The sequence below is a fragment of the Thalassotalea hakodatensis genome (assembly GCF_030295995.1).
Classification (GTDB): Bacteria; Pseudomonadota; Gammaproteobacteria; order Enterobacterales; family Alteromonadaceae; genus Thalassotalea_C; species Thalassotalea_C hakodatensis.
The window spans coordinates 2,687,357-2,705,670 of sequence record NZ_AP027365.1; the positions used below are offsets into that span (position 1 = coordinate 2,687,357).

13 protein-coding genes and 3 tRNA genes are annotated in these 18,314 nt (G+C 38.9%); 12 read left to right on the forward strand and 4 right to left on the reverse strand.

Going from position 1 to position 18,314, the window contains the following annotated elements; translation table 11 throughout:
* Positions 1–34: 34 nt before the first annotated feature.
* The 5 genes from QUE72_RS11850 to QUE72_RS11870 all read left to right on the forward strand — a co-directional run bounded on the left by QUE72_RS11850 (position 35) and on the right by QUE72_RS11870 (position 2,696).
* A tRNA-Gln gene (locus tag QUE72_RS11850) sits at positions 35–109 on the forward strand.
* A gap of 70 nt (positions 110–179) precedes the next feature.
* A tRNA-Gln gene (locus tag QUE72_RS11855) sits at positions 180–254 on the forward strand.
* A 216-nt stretch (positions 255–470) separates the two neighbouring features.
* Positions 471–555 (forward strand) — tRNA-Leu (locus tag QUE72_RS11860).
* 542 nt (positions 556–1,097) lie between these two features.
* Positions 1,098–1,514 carry a MarR family winged helix-turn-helix transcriptional regulator gene (locus QUE72_RS11865; protein WP_286269205.1) on the forward strand — a complete coding sequence of 139 codons (417 nt, stop codon included), beginning with the start codon at positions 1,098–1,100 and terminating at the stop codon, positions 1,512–1,514.
* 411 nt (positions 1,515–1,925) lie between these two features.
* Positions 1,926–2,696, forward strand: a complete 771-nt coding sequence (locus tag QUE72_RS11870; protein WP_286269206.1) for an EAL domain-containing protein — start codon at positions 1,926–1,928, stop codon at positions 2,694–2,696.
* Between the two features lie 21 nt (positions 2,697–2,717).
* Here the strand turns inward: QUE72_RS11870 and QUE72_RS11875 are convergent, their stop codons facing one another.
* Complete coding sequence (locus QUE72_RS11875; protein WP_286269207.1) at positions 2,718–3,884, reverse strand: FAD-dependent oxidoreductase; 1,167 nt, start codon at positions 3,882–3,884, stop codon at positions 2,718–2,720.
* Positions 3,885–4,101: 217 nt separating this feature from the next.
* On the opposite strand from QUE72_RS11875, the gene miaB reads away from it, so the two are divergent.
* The 6 genes from miaB to QUE72_RS11905 all read left to right on the forward strand — a co-directional run bounded on the left by miaB (position 4,102) and on the right by QUE72_RS11905 (position 11,461).
* A complete protein-coding gene (miaB, locus tag QUE72_RS11880) occupies positions 4,102–5,553 on the forward strand; it encodes a tRNA (N6-isopentenyl adenosine(37)-C2)-methylthiotransferase MiaB (protein ID WP_286269208.1) in 1,452 nt (483 codons plus the stop codon).
* Positions 5,554–5,588: 35 nt separating this feature from the next.
* Entirely contained in the window at positions 5,589–6,653 is a 1,065-nt protein-coding gene (locus tag QUE72_RS11885; RefSeq protein WP_286269209.1) for a PhoH family protein, read from the forward strand.
* Positions 6,654–7,112, forward strand: coding sequence for an rRNA maturation RNase YbeY (ybeY, locus tag QUE72_RS11890; protein ID WP_074496338.1), 459 nt, complete (start codon positions 6,654–6,656; stop codon positions 7,110–7,112).
* 119 nt (positions 7,113–7,231) lie between these two features.
* Positions 7,232–8,110: an HlyC/CorC family transporter gene (locus QUE72_RS11895; RefSeq protein ID WP_074496337.1), complete on the forward strand. Its 879-nt coding sequence runs from the start codon at positions 7,232–7,234 to the stop codon at positions 8,108–8,110.
* A 5-nt stretch (positions 8,111–8,115) separates the two neighbouring features.
* Positions 8,116–9,711: an apolipoprotein N-acyltransferase gene (gene lnt / locus QUE72_RS11900; protein WP_286269210.1), complete on the forward strand. Its 1,596-nt coding sequence runs from the start codon at positions 8,116–8,118 to the stop codon at positions 9,709–9,711.
* Positions 9,712–9,787: 76 nt separating this feature from the next.
* Positions 9,788–11,461, forward strand: coding sequence for an amidohydrolase (locus QUE72_RS11905; RefSeq protein WP_286269211.1), 1,674 nt, complete (start codon positions 9,788–9,790; stop codon positions 11,459–11,461).
* Between the two features lie 80 nt (positions 11,462–11,541).
* On the opposite strand, the gene QUE72_RS11910 is transcribed toward QUE72_RS11905, so the two are convergent.
* The 3 genes from QUE72_RS11910 to rimO form a co-directional block, all read right to left on the reverse strand.
* Entirely contained in the window at positions 11,542–12,789 is a 1,248-nt protein-coding gene (locus tag QUE72_RS11910; protein ID WP_286269212.1) for a glutamate-5-semialdehyde dehydrogenase, read from the reverse strand.
* On the reverse strand, positions 12,789–13,904 hold the full coding sequence (gene proB / locus QUE72_RS11915) for a glutamate 5-kinase (RefSeq protein WP_074496334.1): 1,116 nt from the start codon (positions 13,902–13,904) through the stop codon (positions 12,789–12,791). The genes QUE72_RS11910 and proB overlap by 1 nt, the downstream gene beginning before the upstream one ends.
* Before the next feature lie 940 nt (positions 13,905–14,844).
* Entirely contained in the window at positions 14,845–16,224 is a 1,380-nt protein-coding gene (gene rimO, locus QUE72_RS11920; RefSeq protein ID WP_407704919.1) for a 30S ribosomal protein S12 methylthiotransferase RimO, read from the reverse strand.
* 118 nt (positions 16,225–16,342) lie between these two features.
* Between rimO and QUE72_RS11925 the strand changes: the two genes are divergently transcribed.
* Entirely contained in the window at positions 16,343–18,169 is a 1,827-nt protein-coding gene (locus tag QUE72_RS11925; RefSeq protein ID WP_286269213.1) for a recombinase family protein, read from the forward strand.
* The last annotated feature ends 145 nt before the right edge of the window (positions 18,170–18,314 follow it).

Consider the following 18,314-nt stretch of genomic DNA (forward strand, 5'->3'; position numbering starts at 1 on the left):
AAGCAACACATGTTGCGAGAATAAGAAACATTGCAGGGGTATAGCCAAGCGGTAAGGCAGCGGGTTTTGATCCCGTCATTCAGAGGTTCAAATCCTCTTACCCCTGCCACTTTCTTTTAACATTCATAAAGAAAGCGGCGAGTATAAATCATCAATGTTTCAAGGTTAAGAATTTCGGAAGGGGTATAGCCAAGCGGTAAGGCAGCGGGTTTTGATCCCGTCATTCAGAGGTTCAAATCCTCTTACCCCTGCCAATTCTTACCAATGTTCCATTACTTATTACGTAAATTACCTACTAATTAATACGAACATCAGCGTTCCAGTATCAAAGAGTTGCAAACTCCTTAAACTATGCAAAGTTTCAAAGTGCGGGAGTGGCGGAATTGGTAGACGCGCTGGCATTTTGTAGGTATTAGCGTTCCAGTAGCGCAGGAGTTGTAAACTCCTTAAACTATACAAAGTTTCAAAGTGCGGGAGTGGCGGAATTGGTAGACGCGCTGGATTTAGGTTCCAGTATCGCAAGATGTGAGAGTTCAAGTCTCTCCTCCCGTACCATTAAAAAATTACCTTCTAATAATTACCACGTTGAACATCAAATCATATACGTAAATGTAATACATCTATTTGCCAAATAGTAGACGCGCTGGCAGCGCTTAGGTATTAACGTTCCAGTACGCTTGGGGTTTATGTGAGAGTTCAAGTCTCTCCTCCCGTACCATTAAAAAATTACCTTCTAATAATTACCACGTTGAACATCAAATCATATACGTAAATGTAATACATCTATTTGCCAAATTAGTAGACGCGCTGGCAGCGCTTAGGTATTAACGTTCCAGTACGCTTGGGGTTTATGTGAGAGTTCAAGTCTCTCCTCCCGTACCATTCAAAAATTACCTTTTAATCATTACCTTCTAATAATTACCACGTTGAACATCTGGCAAACAGCTCTATTTATTTCTAGCAAACTTCTTAATGCATTGTTTACCATGATATTTTTTAAATCTAATTGTTAAGTATCACACTAGTCATTGATTAGTATTTGACTACACAACAAAATAAGATACTATATCCCCCTATTCATTAGAGAATTTATTAATATGTTAAATGAAGCAAAAGAGCATCTAGTCTTTGAGTTAATTGGCCTACAAAATAGTATGTTAAAAAAATTTACCGGTACGCTCTCAATACACGGGTTAGGACTATCTGATTATCTCGTCTTAGATAAGCTTTATCACGCTCCTTATTCGAAAATGAGACGTTCTGATCTCGCTGAACAAGTAGGATTAAGTCCATCAGGAGTAACAAGATTATTAAATCCACTAGAAAAAATAGGCCTTGTTGCAAAAGAAGCGAATGCGCGTGATGCAAGAGTTAGCTTAGTCACCTTATCGCCTACAGGCGAACAAATTTACCAAGAAGCGAAAGCATCATTTTCACAAACAACAAACTCGTTATTTGACTCATTAAAACCAGTAGAAATAAATAGCCTAGTACAATTATTAAAAAAAATTTAATGTAGGGTTCTCAGCCATTAAAATCAATTATAAACAAATACACGTTAACAAACCTCATACATGGCCTTTGGCGATAGGGAAATATAAGTGCATGATATGTATTTAAAGTTCTTTAGCGCAAAAAACACGTGATAAAAAGAGTTTAAGCAACAAATATCAATATTCTACGCGTCCTCTCTTAACTATTTATTAACAATTACAGCAGTATAGGATGAAAAGTTAAGTGAGTTTACCTATGAATTTATCGCCTATACTGTAAAATAATCGGCTGTGCTATTCTTGTGGCTTTTATTAAATACAGTAAAACATCCGACTCAGTGTATAAGAAGGTGTTTTGGCTTTGAATTACTTAGACTACTAATTTAGCCATAGCCACTCAACGTACATACGTCAAAACATGCAAGGTTTTCTATGAATGAACAGCAATTTATATATGATCGTTTTTCCTGTAATGGGTGCAAAGATAAAGGCTCACTGAGCTTTGACTTTACGATGGCGTTTCAACCCATCATCAATTGCCAAGAAAAAACCATCTATGGTTATGAAGCACTGGTAAGAGGCCTGAACAACGAGTCAGCTTATTCTATAATTTCTCAAGTAAATGACGAAAATCGTTATCTTTTTGATCAATTATGTCGTACTAAAGCCATTACTTTAGCTGCCAAGCTTAATATGGATTGCGTACTTAGTATTAATTTCCTACCTAACGCAATCTATAAACCAGAACGCTGCATACGTACGACATTGGAGGCCGCTAAGGTAAATAACTTTCCTATTGAGAAAATACTTTTTGAATTTACCGAAGTCGAAAAAGTAGAAGATCAAAACCACCTTAAAAATATTGTTAACTATTACAATTCTATGGGGTTACGTACCGCAATAGATGACTTTGGTGCGGGATATTCAGGCCTTGGATTACTTGCTGATTTTCAAACAAATATTATAAAATTTGATATGGGACTTATTAGAAATATTGATACCGATGTTACGAGGCAACACATTATTAGGCACTGCATAAGTTTGTGTCAGTCACTCAATATAACGCCATTAGCAGAAGGTATTGAATCCATAGAAGAAATGCAGTGGTTAAACAGTGCTGGTATCAATTTAATGCAAGGGTATTTATTTGCTCATCCGGGCTTTGAATTACTGCCAGAGGTCGACTTTGCTCTCTTCGGGTAAAGTATTACCGGTTAACCTCTTTTATACACCACATGCATATGCCAATGCTTTAGATTTAAGTATTGGCATTTTGTTTACCGTAGCAAGGCCAATATTTCGTAATGATTTAAGCACAGGATTTTGGTTGCTAAAAGCAGCATAAAACATATCCATCGTTGTCATCATCATTAAATTGTCTTTACGGCGCATTTTTTCATAGTTAGCCAATACAGCAGGATCATGCCAACAGCGATTTTCACCAATAGCTTTTGCGATTACCGTTTGTAATGCTTTTACGTCTTTAAAACCAAGGTTTACCCCCTGCCCAGCTAAGGGGTTTATTGTATGGGCAGCATCGCCCAGTAGTAATACTCTGCCTTGTTGATATTGATTCGCATGTTGTCGTGTTAACGGAAATGCACCTTTATCAATCACTCGAACATTACCAAGTTTCGTTGAAAAGTGTTGGTTAATTTCTTGCTGTAGTTGCTGGTTATTGAGATTAACAAGGCGAGCTAGTTCCGCCTTTTGATGATACCAGACTAAAGAAGCGTATTTCCCTTTCATTGGTAGCATGGCAACAGGGCCAGTAGGTTGAAATTGTTGCCAGGTAATATCTTGTTGAGGTAATTCAGTTTCAACGTTGATCAACATGGCATCTTGACTATACCCCCAACCGGTAACGCCAATACCAGCAAGTTGACGTACTTGAGAGTTAGCGCCATCTGCTGCCACAAGCAATGTTGTAGAAATTTTTTCAGAGCTTAGCGTCAAGTTAACAGCATCTGCACTTTGTTCTAACGTAACTAATGACTCAGGACATTTAAGCGTTATATTTTGATGCTCAGCAAGTTGTTGCCATAGCGATAATTGAATGAGTCTGTTCTCAACAATATGCCCTAAATAAGGTTGATCAATTTCTTTAGATGAAAATTCTGTATACGCCTGTTCATGCTCCCAAACACCTAATCTTTTATACGGACAACTGCGCCAATTAGCAATTTGCTGCCATGCTTGCATTTGCTCAAGTAAATGTTGCGAAGCAAGAGATATTGCAGACACACGTAAATCAAAAGGTTGTGATGGTTCAAATGCTTTCGGTTGGTGCTTTTCAATCACAGCTACCGTTAACCCTAACTCGGCCAACGCAAGAGCGCTTGTTGCTCCTACCATTCCTCCACCAACAACCACGCAGTCAAACTGATCCATTACTTGCTATTACCTTAAAATATTTATCTCGCAAACATTCTAACCAACCCTAGCGGCTAATTCGATGATTATGATCATCAAAATGTCAACTAAGCATGATTTTTCAGCTTTATCGCTTGTTAAGCTAGCCACCTTGATAAAGAACGAGTAAAATACGCCCCCTGAAATTCTCTAGCATAAACTAGAATCAATTTTAATCGATAATAGGCATTTAAAAATGAGCAAGAAGTTATTCATCAAAACCTGGGGCTGCCAAATGAACGAGTATGACTCGCAGAAAATGGCAGATTTACTCGACTCTACACATGGCTTTTCATTAGCTGAAGAAGCTGAAGACGCCGATGTTATTCTTTTGAATACTTGCTCTATCCGAGAAAAAGCCCAAGAAAAAGTGTTTCATCAACTTGGCCGATGGAAAAACCTTAAAGATCAGAAACCTGATTTAGTTATTGGTGTTGGTGGCTGTGTAGCCTCGCAGGAAGGTGATGCTATTCGTGCTCGCGCCCCTTATGTTGACATGGTATTTGGCCCTCAAACGTTACACCGCTTGCCTGAAATGATCCAACAAGTGAAAGGCGAACGTAGCCCTGTTGTTGATGTAAGTTTTCCCGAAATTGAAAAATTTGACCGTTTACCAGAGCCAAAAGCTGAAGGCCCTTCTGCTTTCGTTTCTATTATGGAAGGTTGTAGCAAGTACTGTACATTCTGTGTTGTCCCCTACACGCGTGGTGAAGAAGTTAGCCGACCATTAGATGATGTTCTCTATGAGATCGCACAACTTGCTGAACAAGGTGTGCGTGAAGTAAACTTACTTGGTCAGAATGTAAACGCCTACCGCGGTGATACCCACGATGGCAGTATTTGTCGTTTTTCTGATTTGATCCGCTTAATTGCAACAATCGATGGCATTGACCGTATTCGATATACCACATCGCATCCTGTAGAGTTTACAGACGATATTATTGACGTATATAAAGATGTACCAGAGCTTGTAAGTCATTTACATTTACCTGTACAAACCGGTTCAGATCGCATTTTAATGCAAATGAAGCGTGCGCACACTGCGTTGGAATATAAATCTAAAATTCGTCGTTTACGTAAAGCAAGACCAGATATTTGCATGTCGTCTGACTTTATTATTGGTTTTCCAGGGGAAACTAATGAAGACTTTGAAGCCACAATGAACTTGATCAAAGACATTGATTTTGATTTAAGCTTTAGCTTTATTTACAGTGCACGTCCAGGTACACCAGCAGCTGATTTACCTGACGATATTACAGAAGATGTGAAAAAACAGCGGTTAGCAATTCTACAAGATCGTATTAATCAACAAGCTTTGCGAATTGCACGCCAAATGTTAGATACTGAACAACGTATTTTAGTTGAAGGGCCATCTAAGAAAAATCCGATGGAATTACGTGGCCGTACTGAAAATAATCGCATTGTTAACTTTGAAGCACCGCATGCAGTCATCGGGCAGTTTGTAGACGTAAAAATTACCGATGTTTATGCCAATTCATTACGTGGCGAGTTAGTACGTATGGAAAAAGATATGGGCTTACGTATTGCACATTCGCCTGCAGATATTTTGTCAAATAGTCACCATAAATCAACAAATACTAGTAACACTCGTATTGATGAACTAGGTGTAGGCACTTTTGCACCATAATTTTCGCAGAGAATAGCAACAAATAGGATACTTTTTTGAGCAATATAGTTACCGAAAACCTCATATTAGAACCTGTTGATAACAGCAGGCAAGCTAACCTATGTGGGCCGATGGATGATAACCTTAAAGCCATTGAGCGCCGTTTAGGTGTGGAAATAAGTTACCGTAGCAATAACTTTAAAGTTGTTGGCGAGCCAAAAAGTGCTGAAGCCGTTATAAAACTGCTGAAAGATTTATATGTTGAAACAGAAACGGTAAAAGGCAAACAACAAACCATAACCGATGAAATGGTACATTTAGCGATTGTTGATGCCAACGTATTAGAACAAGCACCATCGAAGGTAGATGTTGACTACGAACAAATGGTGACGATTAAAACTAAACGGGGTTTAATTAAACCGCGTAATAAAAATCAATCAGCTTACGTTCAAAATGTATTAACCAATGACATTAGTTTTGGTATTGGTCCTGCTGGTACCGGTAAAACATATTTAGCGGTTGCCTGTGCCGTAGATGCTCTTGAACGCCAAGAGGTAAGGCGTATTTTATTAACTCGTCCTGCCGTTGAAGCGGGCGAAAAACTGGGTTTTTTACCTGGTGACTTATCACAAAAAGTCGACCCTTACTTACGTCCGCTTTACGATGCCTTATTTGAAATGCTGGGCTTTGAAAAAGTTGAAAAGTTAATTGAACGTAGTGTCATTGAAATCGCCCCTCTTGCTTATATGCGTGGTAGAACATTAAACGACGCTTTTATCATTCTTGATGAAAGCCAAAATACCACGGTAGAACAAATGAAAATGTTCTTAACTCGCATTGGTTTTAATTCTCGTGCGGTTATTACTGGTGATATTACCCAAGTCGATTTACCGAGAGGACAAAAATCAGGGTTACGACACGCCATTGAAGTGCTCGATAACATACCCGGCGTTAGTTTTAATTTCTTTATGTCTAAAGATGTGGTTAGACACCCAGTAGTTGCTAGAATTGTAGAGGCTTATGAAGCACACGAAACAAAAATGAACCGTATTCGTGAAGCTAAAAAGCAACAAGCTGAGCTTGAAAAACAACAGCAAGCAGCACAGGATAAAAACGATTAAATGTCTCACCTTGTCGATTTACAAATAGCTTGTAATAAAAACAACCTACCTTTGCCTGCAGAGTTTCAAACGTGGGTTGATACCGCATTAAGCCATGTGAAAAATAGTTATGAGCTCACCATTCGACTTGTTGATGAGGCTGAAAGCCAGCAATTAAATCATCAATATCGTGATAAAGACAAGCCAACCAACGTATTATCTTTTCCTTTTGAAGTGCCTGATGGCGTTGATATTAACTTACTTGGTGATCTTATTATTTGTACCTCTGTGGTTGAAACTGAAGCTAAACAACAGCAAAAGCCCTTAAATCACCATTGGGCTCATATGGTGATCCATGGCTGCTTGCATTTATTAGGTTATGACCATATATCTAGCGAAGAAGCACAAGAAATGGAAACAATAGAAATTGAAAAACTTGCTACACTAGGTATTAACAACCCTTACATTATTAGCGAGTAATAATTGTTCTTTGATCTATTGCGATTTAACATAATCATCGAACATAAATTTTTCTTGAATTGTTTGCTAATTAAATAGACACTTAAAAACCGAGTTACATAAGGAATACAGATTGCTCTATGAGCGAAGATAGCCCCCACTCTAGTAACGGTTCTGCAAATAAATCGCTGATTGATAAATTCGTTCAGCTTTTTACTGGGGAACCGCAAAATAAAGAAGAATTGGTTGAGGTATTAAATGATGCCGAAGACCGTGAACTAATAAAGCCTGAAACCAAGCTTATGATTGAAGGCGTATTAGAAGTTTCAGATATGCGTGTTAGGGATATTATGATCCCACGTTCACAAATGATCACCCTAGATATTAATACTCCGCTTAATGAATTGCTACCCGTCATCATCGACTCAGGACACTCTCGTTTTCCAGTCATTAATGAAGACATTGATCACATTGAGGGTATTTTATTAGCAAAAGACCTACTCGCTTATGGTTTCGAACAGCAAGCACCCTTAACCTCTTTACAAGAAGTGATCAGACAAGCGATCATTGTGCCTGAAAGCAAACGCGTAGAACCGTTATTAAAAGAGTTTCGATCTCAACGTTACCATATGGCAATTGTTGTTGATGAATATGGCGGTGTGTCTGGGGTCGTTACCATTGAAGATATTCTTGAGTTAATCGTTGGTGAAATAGAAGATGAAACCGATGATGAAATTGAAGAAGATATAAAATATTTAGCGGGTAATGTTTACCAAGTAAAAGCATTAACAGAGCTCGATGATTTTATGGAATACTTTAATTGCCAACTTGATGAAGGCGACTCTGATACCATTGGTGGAGTAGTACTTCATACTTTTGGCCATATGCCGCGTAAAGGTGAAGAAGTCACTATCAACAAATTTGAATATAAAGTAACCTCTGCTGACAGTCGCCGTTTACAAACCTTACAAGTTACCGTACCTAAGAACCATAAAGTAAATGGTAAACCTTCCGAATAGCACAAATGCTTAAAACGTTCATCAACAAACTAGGCACCATTCGCATTGGTGCCGTGTTGTCTAATTCTTCGCTTTGGATAAGTGCGTTTCTTGGTGCCAGCTTGGTTTTTGCTTATGCTCCTTTTTCGCAATGGTGGCTAAGCTGGCTTGTTTTACCTATATGGTTTATTTATGTAAATAATCAGTGTGCTAACAGTCCCTCTTTTATCAAAGATTGCACTAAACATGGCTTCGCTTTCGGTGTTGGTTGGTTTTCTGCTGGCATTAGTTGGGTGCATGTCAGTATTGCTGAGTTTGGTGGTATGCCGTTAGTTGTCTCTGTCGCTATTATGTTTTTGCTTTGCTTATATTTAGCGATATACCCTGCTCTGGCGTTGTTTCTCACCGCCAAAATATCAGAGTTGATATGTAAACGTATTCAATGGTGGTTATTAGCACCCATTTGGTTATTTACAGAATACCTTCGCAGTGTAGTGCTCACAGGCTTCCCTTGGCTTTCTATTGGTTACACACAAATTGATTCCCCCCTAGCTTCGCTTGCCCCTATTATTGGTGAAATCGGCTTAACATTTACCGTTATATTTATCGCTGGTTTAACAGTGGATCTGTTCATAACGAAAAAAACTAAGCTTATTATAATACCGACAGTTATTTTAGGAGCCGTGGTTTGGCTCAGCCAATCAATTGAATGGGTCACCCCTACAGGTAAATCTAAACGTGTTGCTTTAGTGCAAGGTAATATTGCTCAGTCAATCAAATGGGAGCCAGAACAGCAGTGGCCTACCATGCTTAAGTACTTGGATTTAAGTCGAAAACATTATGATGCAGACATTATTATCTGGCCAGAGTCTGCAATTCCTGCCATAGAAACCATGAGCAGTACACAAGAATTTTTAGATATTGCCAATCAGTCTGCAAGTGTTAACAATGCAGCGATTATCACCGGGATCATTAATTATCATTTTGAATCAAAGCACTATTTTAATAGTTTAGTTGTGCTTGGCAATGAAACGGCCAATGATCAACAAGGTGGTTATTATTACAATCACAAAAACCGCTACGATAAGAATCATTTATTACCCATTGGCGAATTTGTACCTTTTGGCGACTTACTCAGACCATTAGCACCTTTTTTTAACTTACCCATGTCATCTTTTACCCGCGGGGATTACGTGCAGCAAAACTTGCAAGCACATGATACTAGATTATTAGCATTAATTTGTTTTGAAATTGCCTTCGCCGACCAACTTAGCGCAAACTTTTCAGCCAACAGTGACTTTTTGCTTACCGTCAGCAATGATGCATGGTTTGGCAATTCTCATGGCCCGCACCAACATATGGAAATAGCACGAATGCGCGCACTTGAATTCGGTCGGCCATTACTTCGTTCAACAAATACCGGGATCACAGCAATCACCAATCATTTAGGTGAGTTCACCAGTATATTACCGCAGTTTACTCAAGACGTTTTAAAGCAAGATGTGACATTAGTCACAGGCATAACACCCTATGCCCGTTATGGAAATACACCACTTTATGTTATTTCATTTCTATTAGTGCTATGTGTTCTGATACGAAATTTACGTATTGGTAAATTATAAACAAGTCCCCACACTATAATTTCTACTAAATCCTGTTAAGATTAAAAAACGCACTCTTAATACATATAATAAAAACATGAAATATACACAGCTAATCGCATTGAGTTTAACTTCGGTTTTAAGCACGATTGCATCTGCACAAACAACGCTAATTACCAATATAAATGGTTATACCATCAATAATGATACCGTAACGCGGTTTGCAGCGATAAAGTTTAACGATGATACCATCGAACAAATTTATCAAAAAAACCACCGTCCAATTAACTGCAATGGTTGTATAGTTATTGATGGAAAAGGCAAAACTATGTTACCTGGCTTAATTGATGCTCACGGGCATGTATTAAGTTATGGTGAAAGTTTAATGCAAGCAGATTTAACCCCAGCGAAAAGCGAAAAAGAAGCGGTTGAAGCAACGCTAACCTACGCCAATAGCAATAAAAATTTAACGTGGATCAAAGGCCGAGGGTGGAACCAAACACAATGGCTGAAAAATGCTTTTCCAACCGCAGCTTCCTTAGATAAATTTTTTCCCAATAAACCTGTTTGGTTAAGCCGCGTTGACGGACATGCTGGCTGGGCAAATACTAAAGCAATGGCGTTAGCAGGTATAACTAAACAGACCAAGGCACCACAAGGAGGTGAAATTATTCGCGATAAAAATGGTAACGCTACCGGTGTTTTTATTGATAACGCCATGAAACTCATTGAAAAAAATATTGCGCCATTAACCTTAGCTGAGCAAAAAACAATATTAGAGAACGCGATGAATTCACTCGCAGCTCAAGGGTTAACCAGCGTACATGATGCCGGCATTGACAGTAATAATCTCGAAGCTTATTTGCAAATGTCGGGCAATAATAATATGGCAATTCGCATTAATGCCATGCTTTACCTCCCTTCTCCTGATTGGCAACAAACACTAAAATACGGCACATTTAGCACTGACAATGATATGCTGCAATTTAATAGCGTAAAAATTCAAGCTGACGGTGCGCTTGGTAGTAGAGGGGCGGCACTCATTGAAGATTATTCAGATCAACATGGTCATCGCGGTTTGCTATTGCATACCCAAGAAGATTTCGAACGCTACGTAAAAACTGCGATGAAAGAAGGTTTCCAAGTCAACACGCATGCCATTGGTGATAATGCGAATAAAATTGTATTAGACAATTACGAAAAAAATATTGCTAACAGCAAAACTCAACACTTACGCCACCGCGTAGAACACGCACAAGTACTAAGGTTAAAAGATATTCCGCGTTTTAATGAGTTAAACGTTATCGCATCCATGCAAGCAACGCATGCAACCTCTGATAAAAATATGGCTAGCGACCGACTCGGCGAAGATAGAATTAAGGGCGCATACGCATGGCGAAAATTACTGAATGCTAATGCTATTATCGCCGCTGGTTCAGACTTTCCCGTTGAATCCCCTAACCCGTTTTTCGGCTTACACGCTTCAATTACCAGACAAGATAAGCAAAACTTACCTGAAGGTGGTTGGATAAAAGAAGAGAAGATGACGAGAGAAGAAGCATTACGAAGCTTCACTATTGATGCCGCCTATTCAGGCCATCAAGAGGATATCATTGGCTCACTAAGTAAAGGGAAAAAAGCCGACTTCATTATCATTGATAACGACTTCTTTACCATGCCAGAGCAAGATATTTGGCAAATTAAAGTGCTTGAAACCTGGGTCAATGGTAAAAAAGTCTATGTAGCAGGTAGCAACTCAGACCAAATCTAACACAACATGCATAAAAAAAGAGTTACCCGATCCAATCAAAACATGAACGGAAGGTAACTCTCTTATCAAGCGTTTATTAATTAGGCTCTTACTTGCCCGGTTCCATTGACTAAAAACTTTTCAGTGGTAAGCGATTCAATGCCCATTGGGCCGTAGGCGTGCAACTTAGTAGTGGCAATACCAATTTCAGCACCTAAACCTAATTCAGAACCATCAGAAAAACGAGAAGAGGCATTAACCATAACAACTGACGCATCAACTACTTGTTGGAAAATAGCTGCTGTTTCATTATTCTCAGTACAAATCACTTCAGTGTGATTACTACCAAAGTCATCAATGTGTTTAATTGCCTTTTCAAGGCTATCAACAACTTTCACTGAAATTTCTAGACTTAAGTATTCTTCACCAAAACCAGTATTTTCGATCGGTTTAAATGAACTAAAGTACTGACTTATATCACTTTCACCATTTACCGTAACCTGCTCTTTTTCGAAGGTTTCATTCACCATCGGAAGAAAACGCTCTGCGATATCTTTATGCACGACTAAACCTTCAAGAGCATTACAAACGCCAGGTCGTTGAGTTTTGCCATTAACAAGAATGTTAAGGGCTTTTTCTAGATCGGCATCTTTATCAACATACAAATGGCAAACGCCTTTATAGTGTTGAATAACGGGAATTTTACTATTTTCACTCACAAAATTTATTAACCCTTCGCCCCCTCTTGGGATGACTAAATCAATATATTGCTTTAAGGTTAATAATTCATTGAGAAGTGCTCTATTTGGATCAGGAATAACTGAGACAATAGACGTTGGTAAATCATACTTTTTCAACACACTTTGCAGTGCATCAGCAATTGCTAAGCTAGAACTCAGTGCTTCTTTACCACCACGCAAAATCACGGCATTACCTGATTTAATGCACAACCCTGCCGCATCAGCAGTAACATTTGGCCTAGCCTCGTAAATCATACATATTACGCCTAATGGTACGCGCATTTTTTGAATATCTATGCCATTCGGTCGCGTTTCTATCAGGCGAGTGGTGCCGACAACATCAGGTAAGTGAGCAACTGTTTCTAAGCCAACAGCCATATCTTCGATGCGTTGAGCAGTTAACGTTAAACGGTCAATCATGGCATCAGACAACCCGTTGTCACGCGCATTTGCTAAATCTTCACTGTTGGCGTTTAATATTTCATCTTGTCTTATTCTTAATGCGTTCGCCATGTCGCTAAGTAATGCTTTTTTTAATTCTGAAGATTTAGTTGCGAGTACCTTTGCACCGATTGCAGCTTGCTCGGCAATATTTGTAATTAAACTCATTATACTCCTAATAACGTAATATATTGTTTGGAAAGTATCGGTTCGTCAGTATTGTCTAACTGTTCCGAAATGTGTTCGCTGTTTTGAGTCGCAACGAAATTAAGCAAACAACTGCTGTAATTCGTTTTGACTTTGGCAAGTTTGTCGCCATTATCTTTTCTCACCAGTACAACATCGCCAGCTGAAAATTCACCGCTAACTTCTAATAGATCTTGAGGTGAAAGCAGATCACCCGTAGCGTCTTTCTGCATCATAAAACCATCATCTACCACTAACTCACCTTGAATTCTGGTCGTATGCTTCATCCAATGATGTGTATCCTGCATTGGTTTTTTATGCGGGTGAAAATGTGTACCTGGACTGCTACCCGCTAATAAATCGTTAAAACTCGACTCATTAAAGCCATTAACGATATAAGTATCTATACCGTGAGAAACTGCTTTGTCTGCGGCTTGAATTTTAGTTTTCATACCGCCAGTACCGACATCACTCGTTGCCCCACCCGCCATGTTATATATACCGGCATTAATTTCATAAACATCGGTAATAAGCTGAGCGTTTATATCTAATTTTGGATTAGCATCGTATAAACCATCAACGTCGGAGCAAATAACTAACGTATCAGCGTTAGCAGCACTCGCTACCATGGCAGATAAGTTGTCATTATCACCGACTTTCAATCGATCAGTTGCCACCGTGTCATTTTCATTAATAATCGGCAGAATATTATTGTCGAGCAATTCTTCGATAGTATCTCTAACACTGACATACCGATCTCTGTTTTTTAGATCAGCATGCGTTAACAATATTTGCGCGGTATTAAAATCAAATAACCTATCCCACGTTGCCATCATTTCTGATTGACCAGCGGCGGCCATTGCCTTTTTTATTGTAATGGGTGATGTATCAACCCCTTTAAATAAATGAGCTCCTGCAGCTACTGAGCCAGAAGAAACCAGCACTACTTGGGTTCCTGACATGCGACAGCGAACAATAAAATTAGCAATGCTTAATAAATATTGGCTACTACAGCCATTTCTGTTGGGGGCGATAAGCGCACTTCCAACTTTAATGACAATTCGTTGCCACGGTAATGATTTAGAATCTACATTCACTTTTTATACTCCATTGAGCTGTTATTCGTAGCATAAAGCCACGCCTTGCCTGCTCTGTCGGCTGTTTTTTTTGACTATCAATAACAAGTAGTCACTAATTTCAGTGGGTGTTTTTACATGGTATTCAGCCTGTAAATATCAGTAGCACACATTAAAGTGCCATCGATTATGCAGTGTAAAAACGTACTAATAACAACGTATTTGATAACGTGCTGTTATTAGATTTAGAAGGTTATGTTTTGCTTGAGAGAAGAGTGTTTAAGCTTTTGAAGCCTGAAGAAAGTAACGTTAGGCATAAGCCTATACCTAGTATTAAATAGAAACATATATAATCAGAAATGTCGGTTTTCATAAACTCTTAAAATCAATTCGTATATTAATGGTTAGTACTCTAATCATTTTCACACTAATTATCAAGTTTAAATTTTGAGCACCAGTATAAATTTCACGCTTGAAAACCGAATTATGCACAGTTTAAAGTAGTATCACCTCAACATATATATAAATAATATCTTTTGTTTTCAAACAAGTAACACAAATGCAAGTAGCACTTATTTCAGGAATCATTTATCACTAAAACAATTAGTACAATAAGTAATTTATAAATAACAATAGTAAATAAAGAGCGGGGGACAGTATAAATTGAACGAATTAAGACCATTAAAAGATCATTTGCTTAGAAAGCCTTTGCGGTGAGTACACAATAAAACCTATATTTGTTTACGTTAAGGTTTTACTTACGTTAAATACGTGACTTAACAACATCCTAAAAACCAATTCAGCCTTGCATAATGGCATATAACAATTGGGAGGGTTATAGATTAGAATAAAAAATGACTATGCAAAATACATAGCCACAGTTGTTTTAGCTAGAATAGCGAGTGAGCTACCTGTGCATTTGTTATATTACCCTTAAATTCAATGGGCGAAATGGCCTTATTTAATCTTCTACTCTTATGCCCCAAACATCGTGTTCATCAGCGTGAATGATCTGAACCCAAAGTTGATCGCCAGGTTCAGCGTCATAATCATCAGATAAATAAACCTTACCATCAATTTCTGGCGCATCCATATATGAACGCCCTACAATGCCTAGATCATTCACTTCATCAACAAGTATTAAATATTCTTGACCAATACGCGCTTGTAACTTCTCCGCACTGATCCTTGCTTGAACCGCCATAAAACGTTGTAGGCGTTCTTCCATCACTTCTTCAGAAACATGATCAGGTAAATCATTCGCCGTAGCACCTTCAACCGGAGAGTATTTAAAACAACCGACACGGTCTAATTGTGCTTCTTCTAAAAAGTCTAATAGCTCTTCAAATTCTTCTTCTGTTTCACCAGGAAATCCCACGATAAAGGTTGAACGAATTACCAGTTCAGGACAAATTTCTCGCCATTTTTTAATACGCTCTAATACGCGGTCTGAGCTACCGGGTCGTTTCATCAATTTCAAAACTCGTTTATTAGCATGCTGAAAAGGGATATCTAAATAGGGTAGAATTTTTCCTTCTGCCATTAGCGGTATAATATTGTCCACGTGAGGATACGGGTAAACATAGTGTAATCGCACCCAAACGCCTTGCTTCGCTAACTCTTCACATAACTGCTGCATGTGGGTTTTAACCGGCATTCCTTCATGGAAATCAAGTTTATGCTTTACATCAACCCCATAAGCGGACGTATCTTGCGAAATTACCAGTAGTTCTTTAACGCCGGCATTTACCAAGCGTTGGGCTTCACCCAGAACATCACCAATGGGGCGAGAGTCTAAATCACCACGCATTGAAGGAATAATGCAAAACGTACAACGGTGATTACATCCTTCTGATATTTTCAAATAGGCAAAGTGTTTTGGGGTAAGCTTAACACCTTGATCAGGAATTAAATCAACGAATGGGTTATGTTTCGGTTTTTCCAAATGCTCATGAACTTGGGTTAGCACTTCATCGTATGCATGTGGACCAGTGACTCCTAACACATTCGGATGCAATTCAATAATTTCATCTTTTTTCGCACCTAAACACCCTGTAACTAGCACCTTACCGTTTTCTTTTAGCGCTTCACCTATGGTATCTAAAGATTCTTGTACCGCTGAATCGATAAAACCACAGGTATTAACAATCACCATATCAGCATCATCATAACTGGGCACCACGTCATAACCTTCGGTACGAAGCTGGGTTAAGATACGTTCAGAATCTACGAGGTTTTTAGGGCAACCTAAAGACAAAAAACCTATACTCGGAGCTTTACCGTGTGTTATAAGCTCTTTAGGTTCAGCTAGATTTGAAGATTCGTCAAGGCTTCTAGTCACTGCCTTGGATGCTGTGTTGCCGTTACATCCCTTAAGGGAATCTACTTGGTCTTTTGGGTTAAAATGCTCTACGGACATGGGCTCAATAATACATAAAATTTCAATAGGCTTATTTTACATGAACAAACCCAAATTATACAGCTACATTCGCTGGTCTAGTGATAAGCAAACCAAAGGCGATAGTTTAGAGCGTCAGCTTGAATACGCCACCAAGATAGCTACCGAACACGACTTGGAGCTTGTAAAAATGCTTGATGCTGGTGTCAGCGCATTCAAGGGTAATAATGCTGATACAGGTGCGTTGGGTGACTTCCTAGAAGCCGTTAAGGCTGGTGTTGTACCAAGCGGTAGCTGGTTAGTTGTTGAGAACTTAGACCGTTTATCTAGGCAACAGATACTTGAATCTAATGAATTATTCAGCGGGTTGTTACGTAGAGAAATAACCGTTGTTACTGGTATGGATAACAAAGTCTATTCGAAAGAGTCAGTTACTAAAAACCCTATGGATTTGATGTATTCAATCATGCTGTTTGCAAGAGCACACGAGGAAAGCCAAACCAAAGCCAACAGGACAAACCAGAGCGCACTGAGAGCCATTAATAAGTTCAACGATGGAGTTAGGTCGGATGATGGTTATGCCCTTCCTATAAAAGCTGTAGGAAGCCATCCATGGATGTTTGATACCAGTCATGGTGACGTCAGGGAGCATCCACTTCATTGGAATGTAGCAAAGGACATTGTTAGCAAGATTTTGTCAGGTATGGGTAGTTATAAAATCTGCGAGTACTTGAATGCCACTTATGAACCACCAAAGCAACGCAAGAACAAGAAGCGCAATACGTGGTCAATCGACATGCTGCGCAAGTTCCATAAACGTGAGTACATCCGTGGGATTAAACGTATCTCTATTGCTGGCGTTGAATACGAGTTAAATGGTTATTATCCAAGTCTGGTAGATGACACCACCTACTTTAAGATGCAGAATATTCGAGACCGTAACAAAGTAACAACCACCAGTAGGAACTATGTCGGTTTGTTCACTGGGATACGTGTTGCTAAGTGCGGCCACTGTACTGATAGCTTGAGCTTCTTCACCAGCAGGAAGACACGTAAGGATAAAGTCACTGGTGAGAGTGTCCCATACAACACGCTGCGCTACATCTGCACCAATAAACAACAGTCAACTAAGAACTGTGATAGCGGTAGTATGGATGCAAAGCGAATTGAAGACACCATTATCAGGCTAGGACTTGGGAAAATATGGAAAGCCAATGAGGATAATTCAGTTAGTCAGTTACCAGAGATTGAAGCTAATAAGTCGAAACTGTCTGAGTTCGAACAGCAGGAATCTAACCTAGTCGATAAGTTTGTACTGTTTAATGAAGTACCTGATTCGATGGTTAAGAAGATGAATGAGTTACAAGTTAACATTGCAGACACCAAAGCAATTATTGAAGAATTAGAGCAACAAGCTAACGCCCCACAAGTGGCTGTAAGCGACATAGAGCAACAATGGAAAGCCATACCACCAAGCGTACTAGATAAGGACAATAATGATATCAGAACGCAAGTAAGAGGCATGATTAGGGATTCGGTGAGGTCTATTACTATCTGGAAATTAGCTGGTGGTGAACGAGCAGGAAATGAGATAGAGATAGAATTCAAGGACGGTGAAACTGTTAAAGCTAGACGTTCACAACACAAGTTAACTCTAATTAGTCATATTGGAATTACTCCATCCGATGTGAAAATGACAGATGAAGAAGCTAGTCGTGAGTTTGACCGTGTAAACCAGAAGCTAGAAAATCTACTGTTTTGGAATATGGATGAAAATCAACTACCGATGGATGGAGCACCAAAAGTGATTGATAAACTACTTCCCTTTAAAGATGGCAAAAAGTTTATACAATTACATCCACCAAAAGAGTTTGATATAGACGAATAAGGTAGTGAAGATAACCTTTATCCAGAAGGATGAAATCAATAAAATTCTACTAACTATACAAACACAGGAAGCCATCCTTCTCCCTGCCGATTGAGACTTCCAATCACAAGATGATGTACAGAGCTTAAGATAAGATATGACAGGC